Here is a 16,912-nt window from a genome sequence, read left to right as displayed (position 1 = left end):
CGCCGGCCGCCGCTGCCGCCGCTGCGGCCAGTGCGACTGCCAAGCCGACCGCCGCTGCGGCCGGCACCGCGCCGCCCGGCAGTCAGGCCGCAACCCCCGGCAGCGGTCCTGCGCCGGTCGCCCGCGATGGCGGCTGGGCCACGCCGCAGCGCGGCGACGACTGGGGTGCGGCCGCCCGCAACCGCCCAGGCGATGCCGGTGCGGGCGCCAGCAAGGGCGGCGGCCTGTTCAATGCCGACGGCAGCGTGCGCCTGGCCGATGGCCGCGGCAACGACCAGGCGCCGGCGCGCAGCGCGCCCGGCTCCGAGACCGACACCTGGACGCGCGAGCGCATCGAAAAGACCGGCGAGTGGCTCAAGCGTCCACCGTACGACTACACGCCGACCTCGTTCGACAAGTACTGGCTGCCGAACGCGACGCTGCTGGAAGAGTGGGTGCGGCGCGGCATCAAGTCGGTGAAGATCCCGATTCCCGGAACCACCAGCAGCATTTCCTGCGTGATCTCGATCCTGCAGGTGGGCGGCGGCTGCAGCATCACCGATCCCAATCTCAACGAGCAGCCGGCCGGCGCACGGCCGCCGCCGAACGTCCCGTTCAAGCGCGAGTTGCAGGAAGACAACGGCAGTCGCTGAGTGGCCGGGTGCGGCTTGGTGTCAGAAGAGGGCAGCGCACATCACCTGCTTTCAGCACACGCGAAGCGACGCGGCTGCACTGCGGGCGGCTTCAGCGGCACGGCTTTCCCTGCGAGGGCTCGTCGCAGCGAAAAGGCAGCTCCAAAAAACCTGTCGCGCACGGCGTGCTGTCTCGTAGGAGCGGCTTCAGCCGCGACGGGCGTTCCTGGTGAAGCCCGGTCGCGGCTGAAGCCGGTCCTACGTGGGGCCCTCGCGTTGGATGGCGCCGGAGCGACAGGATTGCGCGTGATGCGAACGCGCATCCGGAGCGCGAATGTGTGCGAGCGCGTCGCCGCTTGCTCAGCAGTGCACCATGATGCAGGCGACCACGCACGTCATGCGGTGTGCGTGGCTGCCTGCGCGTGCTGCACTCAATTCACGCCGTGCAGATCGCGCAGCTGGCTGCTGCGCGAGCCGAAGTAGGCGGCCAGGTCGGCGATGTCCTGGTCGCTGAGCTGCGCCGCCTGCGGGCTCATCAGCGGATGCGTGCGCGTCCCGCCGCGATAGGCCTGCAGCGCGTGCGCGAGGTAGTCGCCGTATTGGCCGCCGAGCTTGGGATAGGTCGGGTCGATCGGCGCGTTGCCATCGGCGCCGTGGCAGTCGATGCAGCTCTGCCCGGTGGCCTTGCCCTTGGCGTGAGCGAGCTTGTCGCCGGCCTCGATGCGCCCGCCGGGCAGGCCGGCGGAGGAGCCGGAGCCGTGCTCGCCGCTGGCATGGCCGGGGTCGCCGGCGGATTTGCTGGTGGATTCCACCTGCGATTGCGAACAGGCCCCCAGGCACAGGGCGGCAAGCAGGACGAGGGCGGGACGCAAGGCGTGCGCGGCGTTCGGCATGGGAGGCCTACTTGAGGGTGGACAGGAAAGCGGCGATGTCGGCGATCTCCTGGTCGGAGAAGCTTTCCGCCTGGGCCTGCATGGTCGGGTGCTTGCGCTTGCCGAGCCGGTATTCGGTCAGCGCCTGGGTCAGGTACTGCGCCGACTGCCCGCCGATCTTGGGGATGCGGTAGCTGGGATAGGCATTCTTGTAGCCGGTGACGCCGTGGCAGCCCTGGCAGGTGTAGGTGAGCACCCGGCCGTTGGCGGCATTGCCCTGCACAGGGGCGGGCGCCGCGGCTGCGGCGGCGGGAGCGGCGGGCGCCGGCGCGGTCTGCGCCATGGCCGGGGCGGCCCCAACAGAAACGAGTACGGCCAGAGCAAAACAAGCGGCTAGCGGCTGCGTGCGCATGGTTTCGTGGTCCGGAGGACGGATTGGGGTTCCGGCGTGGGGGAACACGGAACGGCCCGAGTATAGCCTCACCTTTCGCGGCTCCGAAACTGGCGGCGGCGGGCACCCGTGACCTTTGGCGCATACGGCACGACGTTGTTTGGTGATCTACTTATCTACAACACCATTCACGCCATCCACTAAGGACACGACGATGACGCGACCGCTGATGCGCCGCACTGCCACTTGCGCTGCCGCGCTGCTGGTCACCACCACGCTGCTGCTCGGCGGCTGCAAGCCGGCCGCCGAGGCCAAGGCCAAGGCCGCCGACAGCGAAAAGGCACCGGAGGCGGTGCCGGTGGAGGTGGCGGCGGCCAGTCGCCGTGCGGTGGCGGCCAGCTACAGCGGCACCGCGGCGCTGGAAGCGCGCGCCGAGTCGCAGGTGGTCGCCAAGACCTCCGGCGTGGCCCTGGCGGTGCTGGCCGAAGAAGGCCAGCAGGTGCGCGCCGGGCAGCCGCTGGTGCGGCTGGACCCGGACCGCGCGCGCCTGGCGCTGGCGCAGAGCGAGGCGCAGTTGCGCAAGCTGGAGAACAACTACCGCCGCTCGCAGCAACTGGTGGGCCAGCAACTGGTCAGCGCCGCCGACGTCGACCAGATCAAGTACGACCTGGCCAACGTGCGCGCGCAGCACCAACTGGCCGCGCTGGAGCTGTCCTACGCCACGGTGGTGGCGCCGATCTCCGGGGTCATCGCCTCGCGTTCGATCAAGACCGGCAACTTCGTGCAGATCAACACGCCGATCTTCCGCATCGTCGACGATTCGCGGCTGGAGGCCACGCTCAACGTGCCCGAGCGCGAACTGGCCACGCTCAAGACCGGGCAGCCGGTCACCCTGCTGGCCGATGCGCTGCCGGGCAAGCAGTTCCGCGGCCGGGTCGACCGCATCGCGCCGGTGGTGGATGCCGGCAGCGGCACCTTCCGTGTGGTCTGCGCCTTCGACGAGGGGGCCGAAGCGCTGCAGCCGGGCATGTTCGGCCGCATCCGCATCGATTACGACCAGCGCACCGATGCGCTGGTGGTGCCGCGGCTGGCGTTGCTCGACGATGGCGAGCCGGCGGTGTTCCGCGTGGTCGCCGGCAAGGTCGCGCGGGTGCCGGTGACGCTGGGCTATGCCGAAGGGCCGTGGGTGGAGATCCGCCAGGGCCTGCAGGCCGGCGATCAGGTGGTCACCGCCGGCAAGGTCGCGCTGCGCGACGGCAGCCGTGTGCAGGTGATCGCGCCGCAGCGCGAGGTCGCCGACGCTGCGCCTGCCACCGCCGCCGGAGCGCGCTGATGCACGGCGCCGGTCGCGACGCGCACGACGTCCCACCGCCAACTGCCGCTGCACACGGCGGCGGCCTGGTCGAATTCGCCACCCGCCGCCGCGTGACCATCGCGATGATCACGCTGACCATGCTGCTGTTCGGCGCGATCGCGCTGCACGGGCTCAAGGTCAACCTGCTGCCGGACCTGAGCTATCCGACGCTGACCGTGCGCACCGAGGACGCCGGCGCCGCGCCGTCGGAGATCGAGACGCTGGTGACCGAGCCGGTGGAGGAAGCGGTCGGCGTGGTCAAGAACCTGCGCAAGCTCAAGTCGGTCTCGCGCACCGGACAGAGCGACGTGGTGCTGGAGTTCGCCTGGGGCACCAACATGGACCAGGCCAGCCTGGAGGTGCGCGACAAGATGGAGGCGCTGTCGCTGCCGCTGGAGGCCAAGGCGCCGGTGCTGCTGCGCTTCAATCCCTCCACCCAGCCGATCATGCGCCTGGTGCTGTCGAGCAAGACCGCCGCGCACACCGATGCCGAGGCGGTGCGCGCACTGACCCAGTTGCGTCGCTACGCCGACGAGGACCTGAAGAAAAAGCTGGAGCCGGTGGCGGGCGTGGCCGCGGTCAAGGTCGGCGGCGGGCTGGAGGACGAGATCCAGGTAGACATCGACCAGCAGCGGCTGGCGCAGCTCAACATGCCGATCGACACGGTGATCGCGCGGCTCAAGGACGAGAACGTCAATCTCTCCGGCGGGCGCCTGGAGCAGGGCACGCAGCGCTACCTGGTGCGCACGGTCAACCAGTTCGCCGACCTGGACGAGATCCGCAACCTGTTGCTGACTACCCAGGGCGCCGGCGGCAACGCGGCCGACGCGGCCTTGCAGCAGATGTACGCGATCGCCGCTTCCACCGGTTCGGAAGCGGCGCTGGCCGCGGCGTCGGCGGCGCAGAGCGCGACCTCCAGCACGACGACCACTGTCGCCGGCGGCATGCCGATCCGGCTCAAGGACGTGGCGCAGGTGCGGCAGGGCTACAAGGAGCGCGAGGCGATCATCCGCCTGGGCGGCAAGGAGGCGGTGGAACTGGCCATCTACAAGGAGGGCGACGCCAACACCGTGGCCACCGCGGCGGCGCTGCGCAAGCGCCTGGAACAACTGCAGGCGCAGATTCCGGCCGACGCCGAACTGACCACGCTGGAGGACCAGTCGCGCTTCATCGAGCACGCCATCGGCGACGTCAAGAAGGATGCGGTGATCGGCGGCCTGCTGGCGATCCTGATCATCTTCCTGTTCCTGCGCGATGGCTGGAGCACGTTCGTGATCGGGCTGTCGCTGCCGGTGTCGATCGTGACCACGTTCTTCTTCATGGACCGGCTCGGCCTGAGCCTCAACGTGATGTCGCTGGGCGGCCTGGCGCTGGCCACCGGCCTGGTGGTGGACGATTCGATCGTGGTGCTGGAAAGCATCGCCAAGGCGCGCGAGCGCGGCCTGAGCGTGCTCGATGCGGCGATCGTCGGTACCCGCGAGGTGGGCATGGCGGTGGTCGCCTCGACCCTGACCACGATCGCGGTGTTCCTGCCGCTGGTGTTCGTGGAGGGCGTGGCCGGGCAGCTGTTCCGCGACCAGGCGCTGACCGTGGCGATCGCCATCGCGATCTCGCTGGTGGTGTCGATGACCCTGATCCCGATGCTCAGCTCGCTGAAGGGCCGTGCGCCGCTGGCGTTTCCGGTGGAACCGGCGCCGCCGCACTGGCAGCCGCGGCGCGGCTGGCTGAAGCCGCTGGCCTGGAGCCGGCGCGGCGCCGGTGCGGCGGTGCGGGGGGTGTTCTTCGGCGTGGCCTGGCTGTGCGTGCGGCTGTGGCGCGGCGCGGTAGCGGTGGTCGCGCCGGTGATGCGCAAGGCCAGCGCCCTGGCGATGGCGCCGTACGCGCTGGCCGAGCGCGGCTACCTGCGGCTGCTGCCCGGCGCGCTGGCGCGTCCGGGCTGGGTGCTGGGGCTCGCGGCGCTGGCCTTCGCCGCGACTCTGGCGGTGGCGCCGCTGCTGGGCGCCGACCTGATCCCGCAGCTGGCGCAGGACCGCTTCGAGATGACGGTGAAGCTGCCGGCCGGCACGCCGCTGCGGCAGACCGACGCGCTGGTGCGCGAACTGCAGGACGTGCACGGCAAGGACGCCGGCGTGCAGGCGCTGTACGGGGTCAGCGGCAGTGGTACCCGGCTCGACGCCAGCCCCACCGAGAGCGGCGAGAACATCGGCAAGCTGACCATCGCCATGGCCGGCGGCGGCAGCGCGCAGTTCGAGGCGCAGCAGAGCGAGCGCATGCGCGCGACGATGCGCAACCACCCGGGCGTGCAGGTCGGTTTCAGCCGGCCGGAGCTGTTCAGTTTCTCCACGCCGCTGGAGATCGAACTGCGCGGCCAGGACCTGCAGACCATCCAGCACGCCGGGCAGAAGCTGGCGGCGCTGCTGCGCGGCAACGGCCACTTCGCCGACGTCAAATCCACGGTGGAGGAGGGCTTCCCGGAGATCCAGATCCGCTTCGACCAGGAGCGCGCCGGCGCGCTGGGGCTGACCACGCGGCAGATCGCCGACGTGGTGGTGAAGAAGGTGCGCGGCGACGTCGCCACCCGCTACAGCTTCCGCGACCGCAAGATCGACGTGCTGGTGCGCGCGCAGCAGAGCGACCGCGCCAGCATCGACAGCATCCGCCGGCTGATCGTCAATCCGGGCAGCAGCCGGCCGGTGACGCTGGATGCGGTCGCCGACGTGGTCGCCACCACCGGTCCCAGCGAGATCCACCGCGCCGACCAGATCCGCGTGGCGATCGTCTCGGCCAACCTGCGCGACATCGACCTGGGCACGGCGGTGCGCGAGGTGGGCGAGATGGTGGCGCGCGATCCGCTCGGCGCCGGCGTCGGCATGCACATCGGCGGGCAGGGCGAGGAACTGGCGCAGTCGGCGCGCTCGCTGCTGTTCGCGTTCGGCCTGGCGGTGTTCCTGGTGTACCTGGTGATGGCCTCGCAGTTCGAGTCGCTGCTGCATCCGTTCGTCATCCTGTTCACCATCCCGCTGGCGCTGGTCGGCGCGGTGCTGGCGCTGCTGCTGACCGGCAAGCCGGTGTCGGTGGTGGTGTTCATCGGCCTGATCCTGCTGGTGGGCCTGGTCACCAAGAACGCGATCATCCTGATCGACAAGGTCAACCAGTTGCGCGAGGAGGGCGTGGCCAAGCGCGCCGCACTGATCGAAGGCGCACGCTCGCGGCTGCGGCCGATCGTGATGACCACGCTGTGCACGCTGTTCGGTTTCCTGCCGCTGGCGATCGCCAGCGGCGAGGGCGCCGAGGTGCGCGCGCCGATGGCGATCACCGTGATCGGCGGGCTGCTGGTGTCCACGTTGCTGACCCTGCTGGTGATCCCGGTGGTCTACGACCGCCTGGACCGCCGCGCCGACGCGTACTACGCCGAACGCGGGCGGCGTGCGCGGCAACGTGAAAACGGCGAGCAGCGCCTGCAGGACGGCGAGGGCGCGCCGGCATGAGCGTCGCCGAATTCAGCATCCGCCGTCCGGTCACCACCATCATGTGCTTCGTGTCGCTGGTGGTGGTCGGGCTGATCGCCGCCTTCCGCCTGCCGCTGGAGGCCTTGCCGGACATCTCCGCGCCGTTCCTGTTCGTGCAGTTGCCGTACACCGGTTCGACCCCGGACGAGGTCGAGCGCAACCTGGTGCGGCCGACCGAGGAAGCGCTGGCGACGATGACCGGGATCAAGCGCATGCGCTCGACCGCCACCGCCGACGGCGCCAACATCTTCATCGAGTTCTCCGACTGGGACCGCGACATCGCCATCGCCGCCTCCGATGCGCGCGAACGCATCGACGCGATCCGCGCCGACCTGCCGACCGACCTGCGGCGCTACAACGTGTTCAAGTGGTCCAGCAGCGACCAGCCGGTGTTGAAGGTGCGCTTGGCCGGCGCGGCCGACCTGACCGGCGCGTACGACATGCTCGATCGCGAGTTCAAGCGTCGCCTGGAGCGCATTCCCGGGGTCGCCAAGGTGTCGGTGTCCGGGGCACCGCCGAACGAGGTCGAGATCGCCATCGCCCCGGACCGGCTCAGCGCGCACAACCTCAGCCTCAACCAGCTCAGCGAGCGCCTGGGCAAGCTCAACTTCTCGCTGTCGGCCGGGCAGATCGACGACAACGGCCAGCGCCTGCGGGTGCAGCCGATCGGCGAACTGCGCGACCTGCAGGAACTGCGCGACCTGGTCATCGACGCCAAGGGCCTGCGCCTGGGCGACATCGCCGAGGTGCGGCTGAAGCCGACCCGGATGAGCTACGGCCGGCGCCTGGACGGGCGCCCGGCGGTGGGCCTGGACGTGTTCAAGGAGCGCAGCGCCAACCTGGTCGAGGTCTCGCGCGCGGTGCTGGCCGAGGTCGAGCAGATCCGCAAGCAGCCGGCGCTGAGCGACGTGCAGATCAAGGTCATCGACAACCAGGGCAAGGCGGTGACTTCGTCGCTGGCGGAACTGGCCGAAGCCGGCGCGGTCGGCCTGCTGCTGTCGGTGACAGTGCTGTTCTTCTTCCTGCGCCACTGGCCGTCGACCCTGATGGTGACCCTGGCGATCCCGATCTGCTTCGCGATCACCCTGGGTTTCATGTACTTCGCCGGGGTCACCCTCAACATCCTGACCATGATGGGCCTGCTGCTGGCGGTGGGCATGCTGGTGGACAACGCGGTGGTGGTGGTGGAGAGCATCTACCAGGAGCGCGAGCGCATGCCCGACCAGCCGCAGCGCGCGTCCATCGTCGGCACCCGCAACGTCGCCATCGCGCTGTCGGCCGGCACCCTGTGCCATTGCATCGTGTTCCTGCCGAACCTGTTCGGCGAGACCAACAACATCAGCATCTTCATGTCGCAGATCGCCATCACCATCTCGGTGTCGCTGCTGGCATCGTGGCTGGTGGCGGTGAGCCTGATCCCGATGCTGTCGGCGCGCATGCGTACCCCGGCGCTGCTGCATTCCCCGCACGGGCTGATCCCGCGCCTGCAGCGCCGCTACGCGCGGGTGCTGGCCTGGTCGCTGGCGCATCGCGGCTGGAGCGTCTGCGCGATCGTGCTGATCAGCGCGCTGAGCGTGATCCCGATGATGCAGACCAAGAAGGACATGTTCGGCGGCGACGGCGGCGAGCAGGTCTTCATCGGCTACCAGTGGAAGGGCGCCTACACGCGCGAGCAGATGGCCGAGGAAGTGACCCGGCTCGAGCGCTTCATCGATGCGCGGCGCGCGCAGTACCACGTGACCCAGGTGTATTCCTGGTTCAGCGAGGAGGAGGGCAGCAGCACCACGCTGACGGTGGATCTGAAGCAGGTCCGCGACCTGCCGGCCCTGATGGAACGCATCCGCAAGGAACTGCCGCGTTCGGCGCGGGTGGATTTCCACGTCGGCAACAGCAACGGCGGCGATGGCGGCAACGGTGGCGGGCAGACCGTGCAGGTACAACTGGTCGGCGATTCCACCGAGGCGCTGCGCGCGCTCGCCGACGACGTGGTGCCGCTGCTGGCACGGCGCAAGGAACTGCGCGACGTGCGCGTGGACAGCGGCGACCGCAGCACCGAACTGGCGGTGCGGGTGGACCGCGAGCGCGCCGCCGCGTTCGGCTTCAGCGCCGAGCAGGTCGCCAGCTTCGTCGGCCTGGCGCTGCGCGGCGCGTCGCTGCGCGAGTTCCGCCACGGCGACAACGAGGTGCCGGTGTGGGTGCGCTTCGCCGGCGCCGAGCAGACCTCGCCGGAAGACCTGGACAGCTTCAACGTGCGCACCCAGGACGGGCGCAGCGTGCCCTTGCTAAGCCTGGTCGAGACGCAACCGCGCGCCGCCGCGACCCAGATCGCCCGCACCAATCGACAGACCACGCTGACCATCACCGCCAACCTCGGCGCCAAGGTCACCGCGCCGGAAGCCAAGCAGGCGATCGAGGACACCCTCAAGGCGGTCGACTTCCCGGTCGGCTATCGCTACAGCTTCGACGGCGCGGACGGCCAGGACGACGATCAGGCCAGCAAGCAGATGCTGTTCAACCTGCTGATCGCGCTGGTGATGATCTACGTGGTGATGGCCGCGATGTTCGAATCGCTGCTGTTTCCCGTGGCGATCATGAGCGGCGTGCTGTTCTCGGTGTTCGGCGTGTTCTGGCTGTTCTGGATCACCGGCACCAGCTTCGGGATCATGGCCTTCATCGGCATCCTGGTGCTGATGGGCGTGGTGGTGAACAACGGCATCGTGATGATCGAGCACATCAACAACCTGCGCCGGCGCGGCCTGGGTCGTACCGAGGCGCTGATCGAAGGCTCGCGCGAGCGCCTGCGGCCGATCATGATGACCATGGGCACGGCGATCCTGGCGATGGTGCCGATCTCGCTGACCACCACGCAGATGTTCGGCGACGGCCCGGCCTACTACCCGATGGCACGCGCCATCGCCGGCGGCCTGGCGTTCTCGACCGTGGTCAGCCTGCTGTTCCTGCCGACCATCTACGCGATCCTGGACGATCTGAGCAACGGCGTGGCCAACCTGGTGCGGCGCGCGCGTGGGCGTCGCGGTGTGGCCGCGCAGCTGGTGTCCTGATCCGGAGGCTTCAAACGACCTGTGGGAGGGGCTTCAGCCCCGACGCGGTACGGCGTCGGGGCTGAAGCCCCTCCCACAAGGGTGAAACGTGCGCGGCGACGTTGGCCGCCGCGCGGGGTCGCTCAACCCGCCAGCTTGCCGAAGATGCGGAAGCCGGCCAGCCACACGCCGAGCATGCTGCCCAGGTTGGTCAGCAGGAAGGTCAGCACCACCCGCGAGACGCGGTTGCGGTACCAGCCGCGCAGGTTCTGCGCGTCGTCGCGCAGGGCCAGGAAATCGCCATAGGCCGGCTTGCGCATGTGCACCTCGACCAGGGCGCTGAACGCACCGGCCGGCACGCCGGGGCGGAATGGCTTCAGCGGCGCGGCGATGGCGCCGGCGATCACGCTTAGCGGATGGCCGCCGGCGAGGATGCAGCCCAGCCCGGCCAGGCCGCCGGTGAACAGCACCCACTGCAGCAGCAGGTCGGTGCCCAGCGCGAAGCCGCCGTGCCAATAGCCCCAGGCCACGCCGCCCAGCACCAGCGCGGTCAGGGTCAGGGTGATCCAAGGCACCTTCTTCTTGGTCGGCACGTCTTCCAGCGCCTTGCGCAGCGTCGCCGGATCGTCCTGGTCGCCCTGCAGATGCCGCGCCAAGCCAGCCAGGTGGCCGGCACCGACTACCGCCAGCACCTCGCGCACGCCGGTCGACGGCGCGCCCTCCAGCGGTTCGGCATTGTCGGTCAGCGGCAGCGCGCGCTGTTGCGCCCGTTCCTCGCGCAAGCGCGTGGCCATGTAGCGGTCGCGCTCGGCGATGATGGTTTCGTACAGCGCCGGGCTCTCGCTGGCGAAGTCGCCGAAGCTGGCCTCGAGCATGTCGCCCTGCTTGAGCTTCTCGATCTCCGCCTCGCCGACCTCGTCGGAGGCGAACAGGCCACCGAGCAGGCCGCTGGCCAGCTTCAGCTTGCCGAAGAAGCCGAGCCGGCTGGACGCACGCTTGAAGGTCAGGCCGACTTCGCGATCGACCAGGTACACCGGCAACTGCCGTTCGCGCGCCAGCAGCACCGCGCGCTTGAGTTCGGCGCCGGGCTCGATGCCCAGTTGCTCGGCCAGGCGCCGCTGGTAGGCGGCCAGCGCTAGGTTGGCGGCGAACAGGGCCACGCGGCCCTTGCGGATCACCTGCACCAGGTCCAGCTTGGTCAGCGCGTCCGGATCGGTCAGCGCCTGCAGGCGCTGCGGATCCAGTTCCACCGCCACCGCGTCGAAACGGCCGCTGCCGATCGCCCGTTCCACGGCAGCGACGCTGGCCAGGGACACGTGCGCGGTGCCGAGCAGGGTGTAGCGGATGCCATCGCGTTCGACGATGCGGTACGGCTGGCCGTCGAACAGCGCATCGTCGCCGTCGGCCTGGGAAAGTTCGTTCATTCCATCACTCATCGGAGGGCGCCTCGTCGGCGCCGGGGCTCAGCGGGCATGGGGGTGTGAGGGCATCGGCCGCGACTGGCATGGGCGCCTGCGACCTGGTCGCGCCGTGCCGCAGTCAACGGCGCTGCACTGGCAACCCGGCACGGCGCTGCGGGTCAGTCGATGTAGCGCTTCAGCAGGTCGCCGTAGGCATCGATGCGGCGGTCGCGCAGGAACGGCCAGATCCGCCGCACGTGCTCGCTGCGCTGCAGGTCGACGTCGCAGACCAGCACGGTCGGCTCGGCGCCGGCCTCGGCGATGAACTCGCCCTGCGGGCCGAGCACATGGCTATTGCCCCAGAACTGGATGCCCGATGCGCCCAGCGGCGACGGCTCGTGGCCCACACGGTTGCAGCTCAACACCGGCACGCCGTTGGCCACCGCATGGCCGCGATGGCTGAGGATCCAGGCATCGCGCTGGCGTTCCTGCTCGGCCTGTTCGTCGTTGGGGTCCCAGCCGATCGCGGTCGGATACAGCAGCAGTTCGGCGCCGGCCAGCGCCATCAGCCGCGCCGCTTCCGGATACCACTGGTCCCAGCACACCAGCACGCCGAGGCGGCCGACCGAGGTCTGGATCGGGGTGAAGCCCAGATCGCCCGGGGTGAAGTAGAACTTCTCGTAGAAACCCGGATCGTCGGGGATGTGCATCTTGCGGTACTTGCCCAGCAGGCTGCCGTCCTTTTCGAACACCACCGCGGTGTTGTGGTACAGGCCGGCGGCGCGGCGCTCGAACAGCGAGCCGACCAGGACCACGCCATGGCGCTTGGCCAGCGCGCCCAGGCGTTCGGTGCTGGGGCCGGGAATCGGCTCGGCCAGGTCGAATTCGTCCACCGACTCGTGCTGGCAGAAGTACGCGCCGTTGTGCAGTTCCTGCAGCAGCACCAGCTGCGCGCCCTGCGCGGCAGCCTCGGCCACACGCGATTCGATCGCTGCCAGGTTCGCCGCGGCGTCGCCGTGGTTGCGCTCCTGGATCAGCGCGACGGAAAGAGTGTTTCGGCTCATTGCGGAATCAAGGTTCGCGGTAAACCGGCATGGTAGCGCGGATGGCCGCGCGGCAGGTTCCAGGGAGATGAATCCCGCGCCGCGCGTGGCGGCGGCACGGGCGTGGTCGGCGCTGCGCCGGCGTGCGGCGCAGCCGCGGTTCAGTCCGCGAGCAGGCCGGCCGGCAGCTGCATGGTGATGCAGTGCAGGCTGCCGTTCTGCCAGATCAGCGCGCGGCAGGGGATCGGCACGATTTCGTGCTGCGGGAAGGCCTGCGCCATCACCGCCTGCGCCTGCGCATCGGCCGCGTCGCCGTAGGCCGGCATCAGCACCGCGCCGTTGACGATCAGGAAGTTGGCGTAGGAGGCGGCCAGACGCCGGCCCTCATCGATGACCGGCTGCGCCCACGGCAGCGGGAACAGCCGATAGGGTGCGCCCTCGGCGGTGCGCAGCGCCGCCAGTTCGGCGCCCATCGCCTGCAGTTCGGCGTAGTGCGAATCGCCGGCGTCGTCGCAGGCCTGGTAGACGATCGCGTCGGTCCCGGCGAAGCGGGCGAGGGTGTCGATGTGCGCGTCGGTGTCGTCGCCTTCCAGGTAGCCGTGATCCAGCCACAGCACGCGTTGCTGCGCCAGCCACTCGGCCAGGTCGTGGCCGAGCGACTCGCGGCTGCGCTCCGGGTGGCGCTCGTGCAGGCACTGCCAGGTGGTCAGCAGGGTGCCGGCGCCGTCGCAGTCGATGGCGCCGCCTTCCAGGGCGAAATCGATGCGGCGCACGTCGCTGTCGGCGAACAGGCCCTGCTCGGCCAGCACGCTCACCAACTGGTCGTCGCGGCTGGCTTGGAACTTGCCGCCCCAGCCGGTGAAGCGGAAATCCAGCAACTGGAAGCCGCCGTCGGCACGCGCCAGGGTGATCGGGCCGGAATCGCGCAGCCAGGTGTCGTCGTACTCGGCCTCGACGAAGCGCACCCGCTGCATGTCCACCCGCGCCGAGCGCAGCCGTGCCTCGGCATAGATCTGCAGGTCGGCATCGGCCACGCAGATCAGCACCCGCTGGAAGCGCACGATCGCCGCCACCAGGGCGATGTAGGTCTCCTCGACCTCGGCCAGGCGTTCGGCCCAGTCGGTGCCGGCATGCGGCCAGGCGATCAGGATGGCGGACTGGGGTTCCCATTCGGCGGGAAGGCGAAGACGATCAGACATTGCGACCACTACTCACGTGCTGCCGGGAAGCCCGGCGGTTATGTACGTCCCCGCACAGACGTGTGCGGGTGTTTGCCCGGGACGCGCGCTAGCGGATCGCCGGCTTCGGGCCGATCTCGTTGGGGTCGGCCTTGTTGGCGACCACGTCCACCACCTTCTGCTTCTCGAAGTACACGGTGAAGGCCGGATAGACCCAGCGGTTGATGGTCGGCCACTGCCGCTTCTGGCCGCCGCGCGGCTCCAGCTTCTGCTGCGGTGCCCCGTAGCGCGCCTGCACCTGGGCCATGCTCAGGCCGCGGGTCGGCAGCGCCGCCGCAGGTTCTTCCTTGACCCGGTCGACCAGCAGGGTCTCGGCGTGGGCGCCGCCGGCCAGGCCCAACACGGCCAGCAGCGGCAGGACGGACAGACGATGCTTCATCACGTGTACTCCCCAGAGGACGAACGCCGATTACAGCAAACTTCGGCAACAAAAAACCGCCCGAAGGCGGCTTTCGTCGACGACCGGCCACCGCTGCGCGCGGTGCGGCAGGGCAGGCCGGGTCGGATCAGCGCTGACGCGCCTTGAAACGGGGGTTGGACTTGCAGATCACGAAGACCTTGCCGCGGCGGCGGACCACCTTGCAGTCGCGGTGACGGGCCTTCGCCGACTTCAGGGAGGACAGGACTTTCATGGCACACCTCGGCGTAAACTTGTGGATTCGAAGGAGGGCGGCACGGCCGAAACCATGGCGCGGGATCAGTAAGCCGGCGATTGTAGCCTGGTTTTCTTCATGGTTTCAACTGCTTGCGCCAGCCCGGCCGGCGTCGGCGCTACAATGCGCCGCCCCCCGTCCGAGGAACCGCATGAACGAGCCCGCTCCCGTCCTGACCATCGATGGCCCATCCGGGGCCGGCAAAGGCACCGTCAGCCGCATCGTCGCCGCCCGCCTGGGCTGGCACTACCTGGATTCGGGGGCGCTGTACCGGGCGGTCGGGGTCGCGGCCAGCTGGGCCAATCTGGACATTTCCGACGCCGCCGCCCTGGTGCGCTGCACCTTCGACACCCGGGTGGATTTCGACGAGGTCGCCGGCGGCGGCCTGCGGGTCCGGATCAACGGCGCCGACGCCACCGACGAGTTGCGCCTGGAGACCACCGGCGCGGTGGCCTCGGCGATCGCCGCCATTCCCGAGGTGCGCGCGGCGCTGAAGCAGCGCCAGCGGGCCTTCCGCACCCCTCCCGGGCTGGTCGCCGACGGTCGCGACATGGGGACGGTGATTTTCCCGGACGCCCCCTACAAGGTGTTCCTGACCGCCAGCGCCGAGGAGCGTGCCCAGCGCCGGCATAAGCAGTTGAAGGAAAAAGGGGTTTCGGTTATATTCGACGACCTGCTGCGCGAGATCATGGCCCGCGACGCACGCGATGCCCAACGCGCGGTGGCCCCGCTGAGGCCGGCAGACGATGCCGTCCTCCTCGATACCACCGGCATGGACATCGATCAGGTGGTGGGCCGCGTCCTGCAGTTGCTGCCGGTCTGAGCGGCACGCAGGCAGCAGCAGGGCGGCATCGTCATGGATGCCGCCGGTTCCTCGCAACACCCGCAACATCCAGGTTCCACCGATAGCGTCAAAGGCTCCGCTGCGCATCCCGCGCTGCGGTTTTTCCATTCCACACCCGGCCGCTGTTCGGGCCGACTAACAGGTGGACAGTCGCTGTTTTCCAGAAGAAAACGCCCTGTCCGTGTGTCCACTAGAGTAATTTCAAATGACCGAATCTTTTGCCGAACTGTTCGAAGCCAGCCAAGCCAACCTGGCCAAGCTGAAGCCCGGCGCCATCGTCACCGGTACCGTCGTGGAAGTCCGCGGCGACGTGGTGGTGATCAACGCCGGCCTGAAGTCCGAAGGCATCGTGCCGATCGAGCAGTTCCGTAACGACGCTGGCGAAATCGACGTCGCCGAAGGCGACCTGGTCAAGGTCGCGCTCGACTCGCTCGAGAACGGCTTCGGCGAGACCGTGCTGTCGCGCGAGAAGGCCAAGCGCGCCATGGTGTGGGACGAGCTGGAAGAAGCGTTGGAGAAGAACGAGACCATCACCGGCCGCATCAGCGGCAAGGTCAAGGGTGGTTTCACCGTGGACATCAAGGATGTCCGCGCGTTCCTGCCCGGTTCGCTGGTGGATGTGCGCCCGGTGCGCGACCCGGCCTACCTGGAAGGCAAGGAACTGGAGTTCAAGCTGATCAAGCTGGACCGCAAGCGCAACAACGTGGTGGTCTCGCGTCGCGCGGTGGTCGAGAGCGAGCACTCGGAAGAGCGCGAGCAGCTGATGGACAAGCTGCAGGAAGGCGCGATCCTGAAGGGTGTGGTCAAGAACCTGACCGACTACGGCGCGTTCGTGGACCTGGGCGGCATCGACGGCCTGCTGCACATCACCGACATGGCCTGGAAGCGTGTGCGCCATCCGTCCGAAGTGGTCAACGTCGGCGACGAGCTGGACGTGCGCGTGCTGAAGTTCGATCGCGAGCGTAACCGCGTCAGTCTCGGCCTGAAGCAGCTGGGCGAGGATCCGTGGGACAACATCGCCCGCCGCTACCCGGCCAACAGCCGCGTGTTCGGCAAGGTCTCCAACGTCACCGATTACGGCGCGTTCGTCGAGATCGAGCCGGGCGTGGAAGGCCTGGTGCACGTGTCCGAGATGGACTGGACCAACAAGAACGTCAACCCGTCCAAGGTCGTGCAGGTCGGCGACGAAGTCGAAGTGATGGTGCTGGACGTGGACGAAGAGCGTCGCCGCATCTCGCTGGGCATGAAGCAGGTCGCCGCCAATCCGTGGGAGACCTTCGCCGCCACCCACAAGAAGAACGACAAGGTGTCCGGCCAGATCAAGTCGATCACCGACTTCGGCATCTTCATCGGCCTGGACGGCGGCATCGACGGCCTGGTTCACCTGTCCGACATCAGCTGGAACACCACCGGCGAAGACATCGTGCGCAACTTCAAGAAGGGCGACACGCTGGAAGCCGTGGTGCTGGCGGTGGACCCGGAGCGCGAGCGTATCAGCCTGGGCGTCAAGCAGCTGGAGCAGGATCCGTTCGGCCAGTACATGGCCGCCAACCCGAAGGGCTCGAAGGTCGAGGGCGTGGTGCGTGAAGTGGACGCCAAGGGCGCCACCATCGACCTGGCCGACGGCATCGAAGGCTACGTCGCCGCACGCGACATCGCCAACGAGCGCGTCGACGACGCCAGCCAGCACCTGAAGGTCGGCGACAAGATCGAAGCCAAGTTCGTGGGCATGGACCGCAAGGGCCGCACCCTGCAGCTGTCGATCAAGGCCAAGGACGATGCCGAAATGCGCGAAGTGCTGGAGGAATACCAGTCCGCGTCGGGCGGCACCACTCAGCTGGGCGCGCTGCTGCGTGCGCAGTTGAACGGCAACAAGTCCGAGTAATCCGCCACACGCAGCGTTACTGGCACGGCCCGGTGTTCCCGGGCCGTGCCAGGTTGCGACCCCACTGCACG

The 16,912-nt window shown here is 69.1% G+C and carries 12 protein-coding genes and 1 pseudogene; 6 read left to right on the top strand and 7 right to left on the bottom strand.

All coding sequences use genetic code 11. The annotated features are described in order from the left end of the window. A pseudogene (locus J7357_RS08165) lies at positions 1 to 632 on the top strand (transmembrane repetitive protein); the annotation flags it as partial. Between the two features lie 410 nt (positions 633 to 1,042). Here J7357_RS08165 and J7357_RS08160 read toward each other — a convergent pair. Both J7357_RS08160 and J7357_RS08155 read right to left on the bottom strand, forming a co-directional pair. Beyond that, positions 1,043 to 1,504, bottom strand: a complete 462-nt coding sequence (locus J7357_RS08160) for a cytochrome c (protein WP_019800789.1) — start codon at positions 1,502 to 1,504, stop codon at positions 1,043 to 1,045. Between the two features lie 7 nt (positions 1,505 to 1,511). Beyond that, complete coding sequence (locus tag J7357_RS08155) at positions 1,512 to 1,895, bottom strand: cytochrome c (protein WP_026143839.1); 384 nt, start codon at positions 1,893 to 1,895, stop codon at positions 1,512 to 1,514. Positions 1,896 to 2,088: 193 nt separating this feature from the next. On the opposite strand from J7357_RS08155, the gene J7357_RS08150 reads away from it, so the two are divergent. The 3 genes from J7357_RS08150 to J7357_RS08140 are packed head-to-tail and all read left to right on the top strand — an operon-like array spanning position 2,089 to position 9,799. After that, on the top strand, positions 2,089 to 3,207 hold the full coding sequence (locus tag J7357_RS08150) for an efflux RND transporter periplasmic adaptor subunit (protein WP_209245741.1): 1,119 nt from the start codon (positions 2,089 to 2,091) through the stop codon (positions 3,205 to 3,207). After that, a complete protein-coding gene (locus J7357_RS08145; RefSeq protein ID WP_209245740.1) occupies positions 3,207 to 6,716 on the top strand; it encodes an efflux RND transporter permease subunit in 3,510 nt (1,169 codons plus the stop codon). The genes J7357_RS08150 and J7357_RS08145 overlap by 1 nt, the downstream gene beginning before the upstream one ends. After that, positions 6,713 to 9,799, top strand: a complete 3,087-nt coding sequence (locus J7357_RS08140; protein WP_209245739.1) for an efflux RND transporter permease subunit — start codon at positions 6,713 to 6,715, stop codon at positions 9,797 to 9,799. The genes J7357_RS08145 and J7357_RS08140 overlap by 4 nt, the downstream gene beginning before the upstream one ends. 122 nt (positions 9,800 to 9,921) lie before the next feature. On the opposite strand, the gene J7357_RS08135 is transcribed toward J7357_RS08140, so the two are convergent. The 5 genes from J7357_RS08135 to ykgO all read right to left on the bottom strand — a co-directional run bounded on the left by J7357_RS08135 (position 9,922) and on the right by ykgO (position 14,091). Then, entirely contained in the window at positions 9,922 to 11,202 is a 1,281-nt protein-coding gene (locus tag J7357_RS08135; protein ID WP_209245738.1) for a TraB/GumN family protein, read from the bottom strand. 155 nt (positions 11,203 to 11,357) lie between these two features. Further along, positions 11,358 to 12,242 carry a carbon-nitrogen hydrolase gene (locus tag J7357_RS08130; protein WP_019799707.1) on the bottom strand — a complete coding sequence of 295 codons (885 nt, stop codon included), beginning with the start codon at positions 12,240 to 12,242 and terminating at the stop codon, positions 11,358 to 11,360. 140 nt (positions 12,243 to 12,382) lie between these two features. Next, on the bottom strand, positions 12,383 to 13,420 hold the full coding sequence (locus J7357_RS08125; protein ID WP_209245737.1) for an agmatine deiminase family protein: 1,038 nt from the start codon (positions 13,418 to 13,420) through the stop codon (positions 12,383 to 12,385). A gap of 88 nt (positions 13,421 to 13,508) precedes the next feature. Continuing rightward, positions 13,509 to 13,838 carry a hypothetical protein gene (locus J7357_RS08120; RefSeq protein WP_010342886.1) on the bottom strand — a complete coding sequence of 110 codons (330 nt, stop codon included), beginning with the start codon at positions 13,836 to 13,838 and terminating at the stop codon, positions 13,509 to 13,511. A 127-nt stretch (positions 13,839 to 13,965) separates the two neighbouring features. Further along, positions 13,966 to 14,091 carry a type B 50S ribosomal protein L36 gene (gene ykgO, locus J7357_RS08115; protein ID WP_010342887.1) on the bottom strand — a complete coding sequence of 42 codons (126 nt, stop codon included), beginning with the start codon at positions 14,089 to 14,091 and terminating at the stop codon, positions 13,966 to 13,968. Positions 14,092 to 14,263: 172 nt separating this feature from the next. On the opposite strand from ykgO, the gene cmk reads away from it, so the two are divergent. Beyond that, positions 14,264 to 14,935: a (d)CMP kinase gene (gene cmk / locus J7357_RS08110; protein ID WP_017913728.1), complete on the top strand. Its 672-nt coding sequence runs from the start codon at positions 14,264 to 14,266 to the stop codon at positions 14,933 to 14,935. A gap of 226 nt (positions 14,936 to 15,161) precedes the next feature. Next, positions 15,162 to 16,841: a 30S ribosomal protein S1 gene (gene rpsA, locus J7357_RS08105; RefSeq protein ID WP_010342889.1), complete on the top strand. Its 1,680-nt coding sequence runs from the start codon at positions 15,162 to 15,164 to the stop codon at positions 16,839 to 16,841. The last annotated feature ends 71 nt before the right edge of the window (positions 16,842 to 16,912 follow it).

The sequence above is a fragment of the Xanthomonas sp. D-109 genome (assembly GCF_017746095.1).
In the GTDB taxonomy this organism is placed as follows: Bacteria; Pseudomonadota; Gammaproteobacteria; order Xanthomonadales; family Xanthomonadaceae; genus Xanthomonas_A; species Xanthomonas_A sacchari.
The sequence above is the reverse complement of the archived record's forward strand: the minus strand, read 5'-3'. Positions and strand labels throughout refer to the sequence as shown.

Bases quoted from the DNA above. Each gene is read 5' to 3' on its own strand.
- J7357_RS08160 (WP_019800789.1), bottom strand. From the start codon at position 1,504: ATGCCGAACGCCGCGCACGCCTTGCGTCCCGCCCTCGTCCTGCTTGCC.
- J7357_RS08155 (WP_026143839.1), bottom strand. From the start codon at position 1,895: ATGCGCACGCAGCCGCTAGCCGCTTGTTTTGCTCTGGCCGTACTCGTT.
- J7357_RS08150 (WP_209245741.1), top strand. From the start codon at position 2,089: ATGACGCGACCGCTGATGCGCCGCACTGCCACTTGCGCTGCCGCGCTG.
- J7357_RS08145 (WP_209245740.1), top strand. From the start codon at position 3,207: ATGCACGGCGCCGGTCGCGACGCGCACGACGTCCCACCGCCAACTGCC.
- J7357_RS08140 (WP_209245739.1), top strand. From the start codon at position 6,713: ATGAGCGTCGCCGAATTCAGCATCCGCCGTCCGGTCACCACCATCATG.
- J7357_RS08135 (WP_209245738.1), bottom strand. From the start codon at position 11,202: ATGAACGAACTTTCCCAGGCCGACGGCGACGATGCGCTGTTCGACGGC.
- J7357_RS08130 (WP_019799707.1), bottom strand. From the start codon at position 12,242: ATGAGCCGAAACACTCTTTCCGTCGCGCTGATCCAGGAGCGCAACCAC.
- J7357_RS08125 (WP_209245737.1), bottom strand. From the start codon at position 13,420: ATGTCTGATCGTCTTCGCCTTCCCGCCGAATGGGAACCCCAGTCCGCC.
- J7357_RS08120 (WP_010342886.1), bottom strand. From the start codon at position 13,838: ATGAAGCATCGTCTGTCCGTCCTGCCGCTGCTGGCCGTGTTGGGCCTG.
- ykgO (WP_010342887.1), bottom strand. From the start codon at position 14,091: ATGAAAGTCCTGTCCTCCCTGAAGTCGGCGAAGGCCCGTCACCGCGAC.
- cmk (WP_017913728.1), top strand. From the start codon at position 14,264: ATGAACGAGCCCGCTCCCGTCCTGACCATCGATGGCCCATCCGGGGCC.
- rpsA (WP_010342889.1), top strand. From the start codon at position 15,162: ATGACCGAATCTTTTGCCGAACTGTTCGAAGCCAGCCAAGCCAACCTG.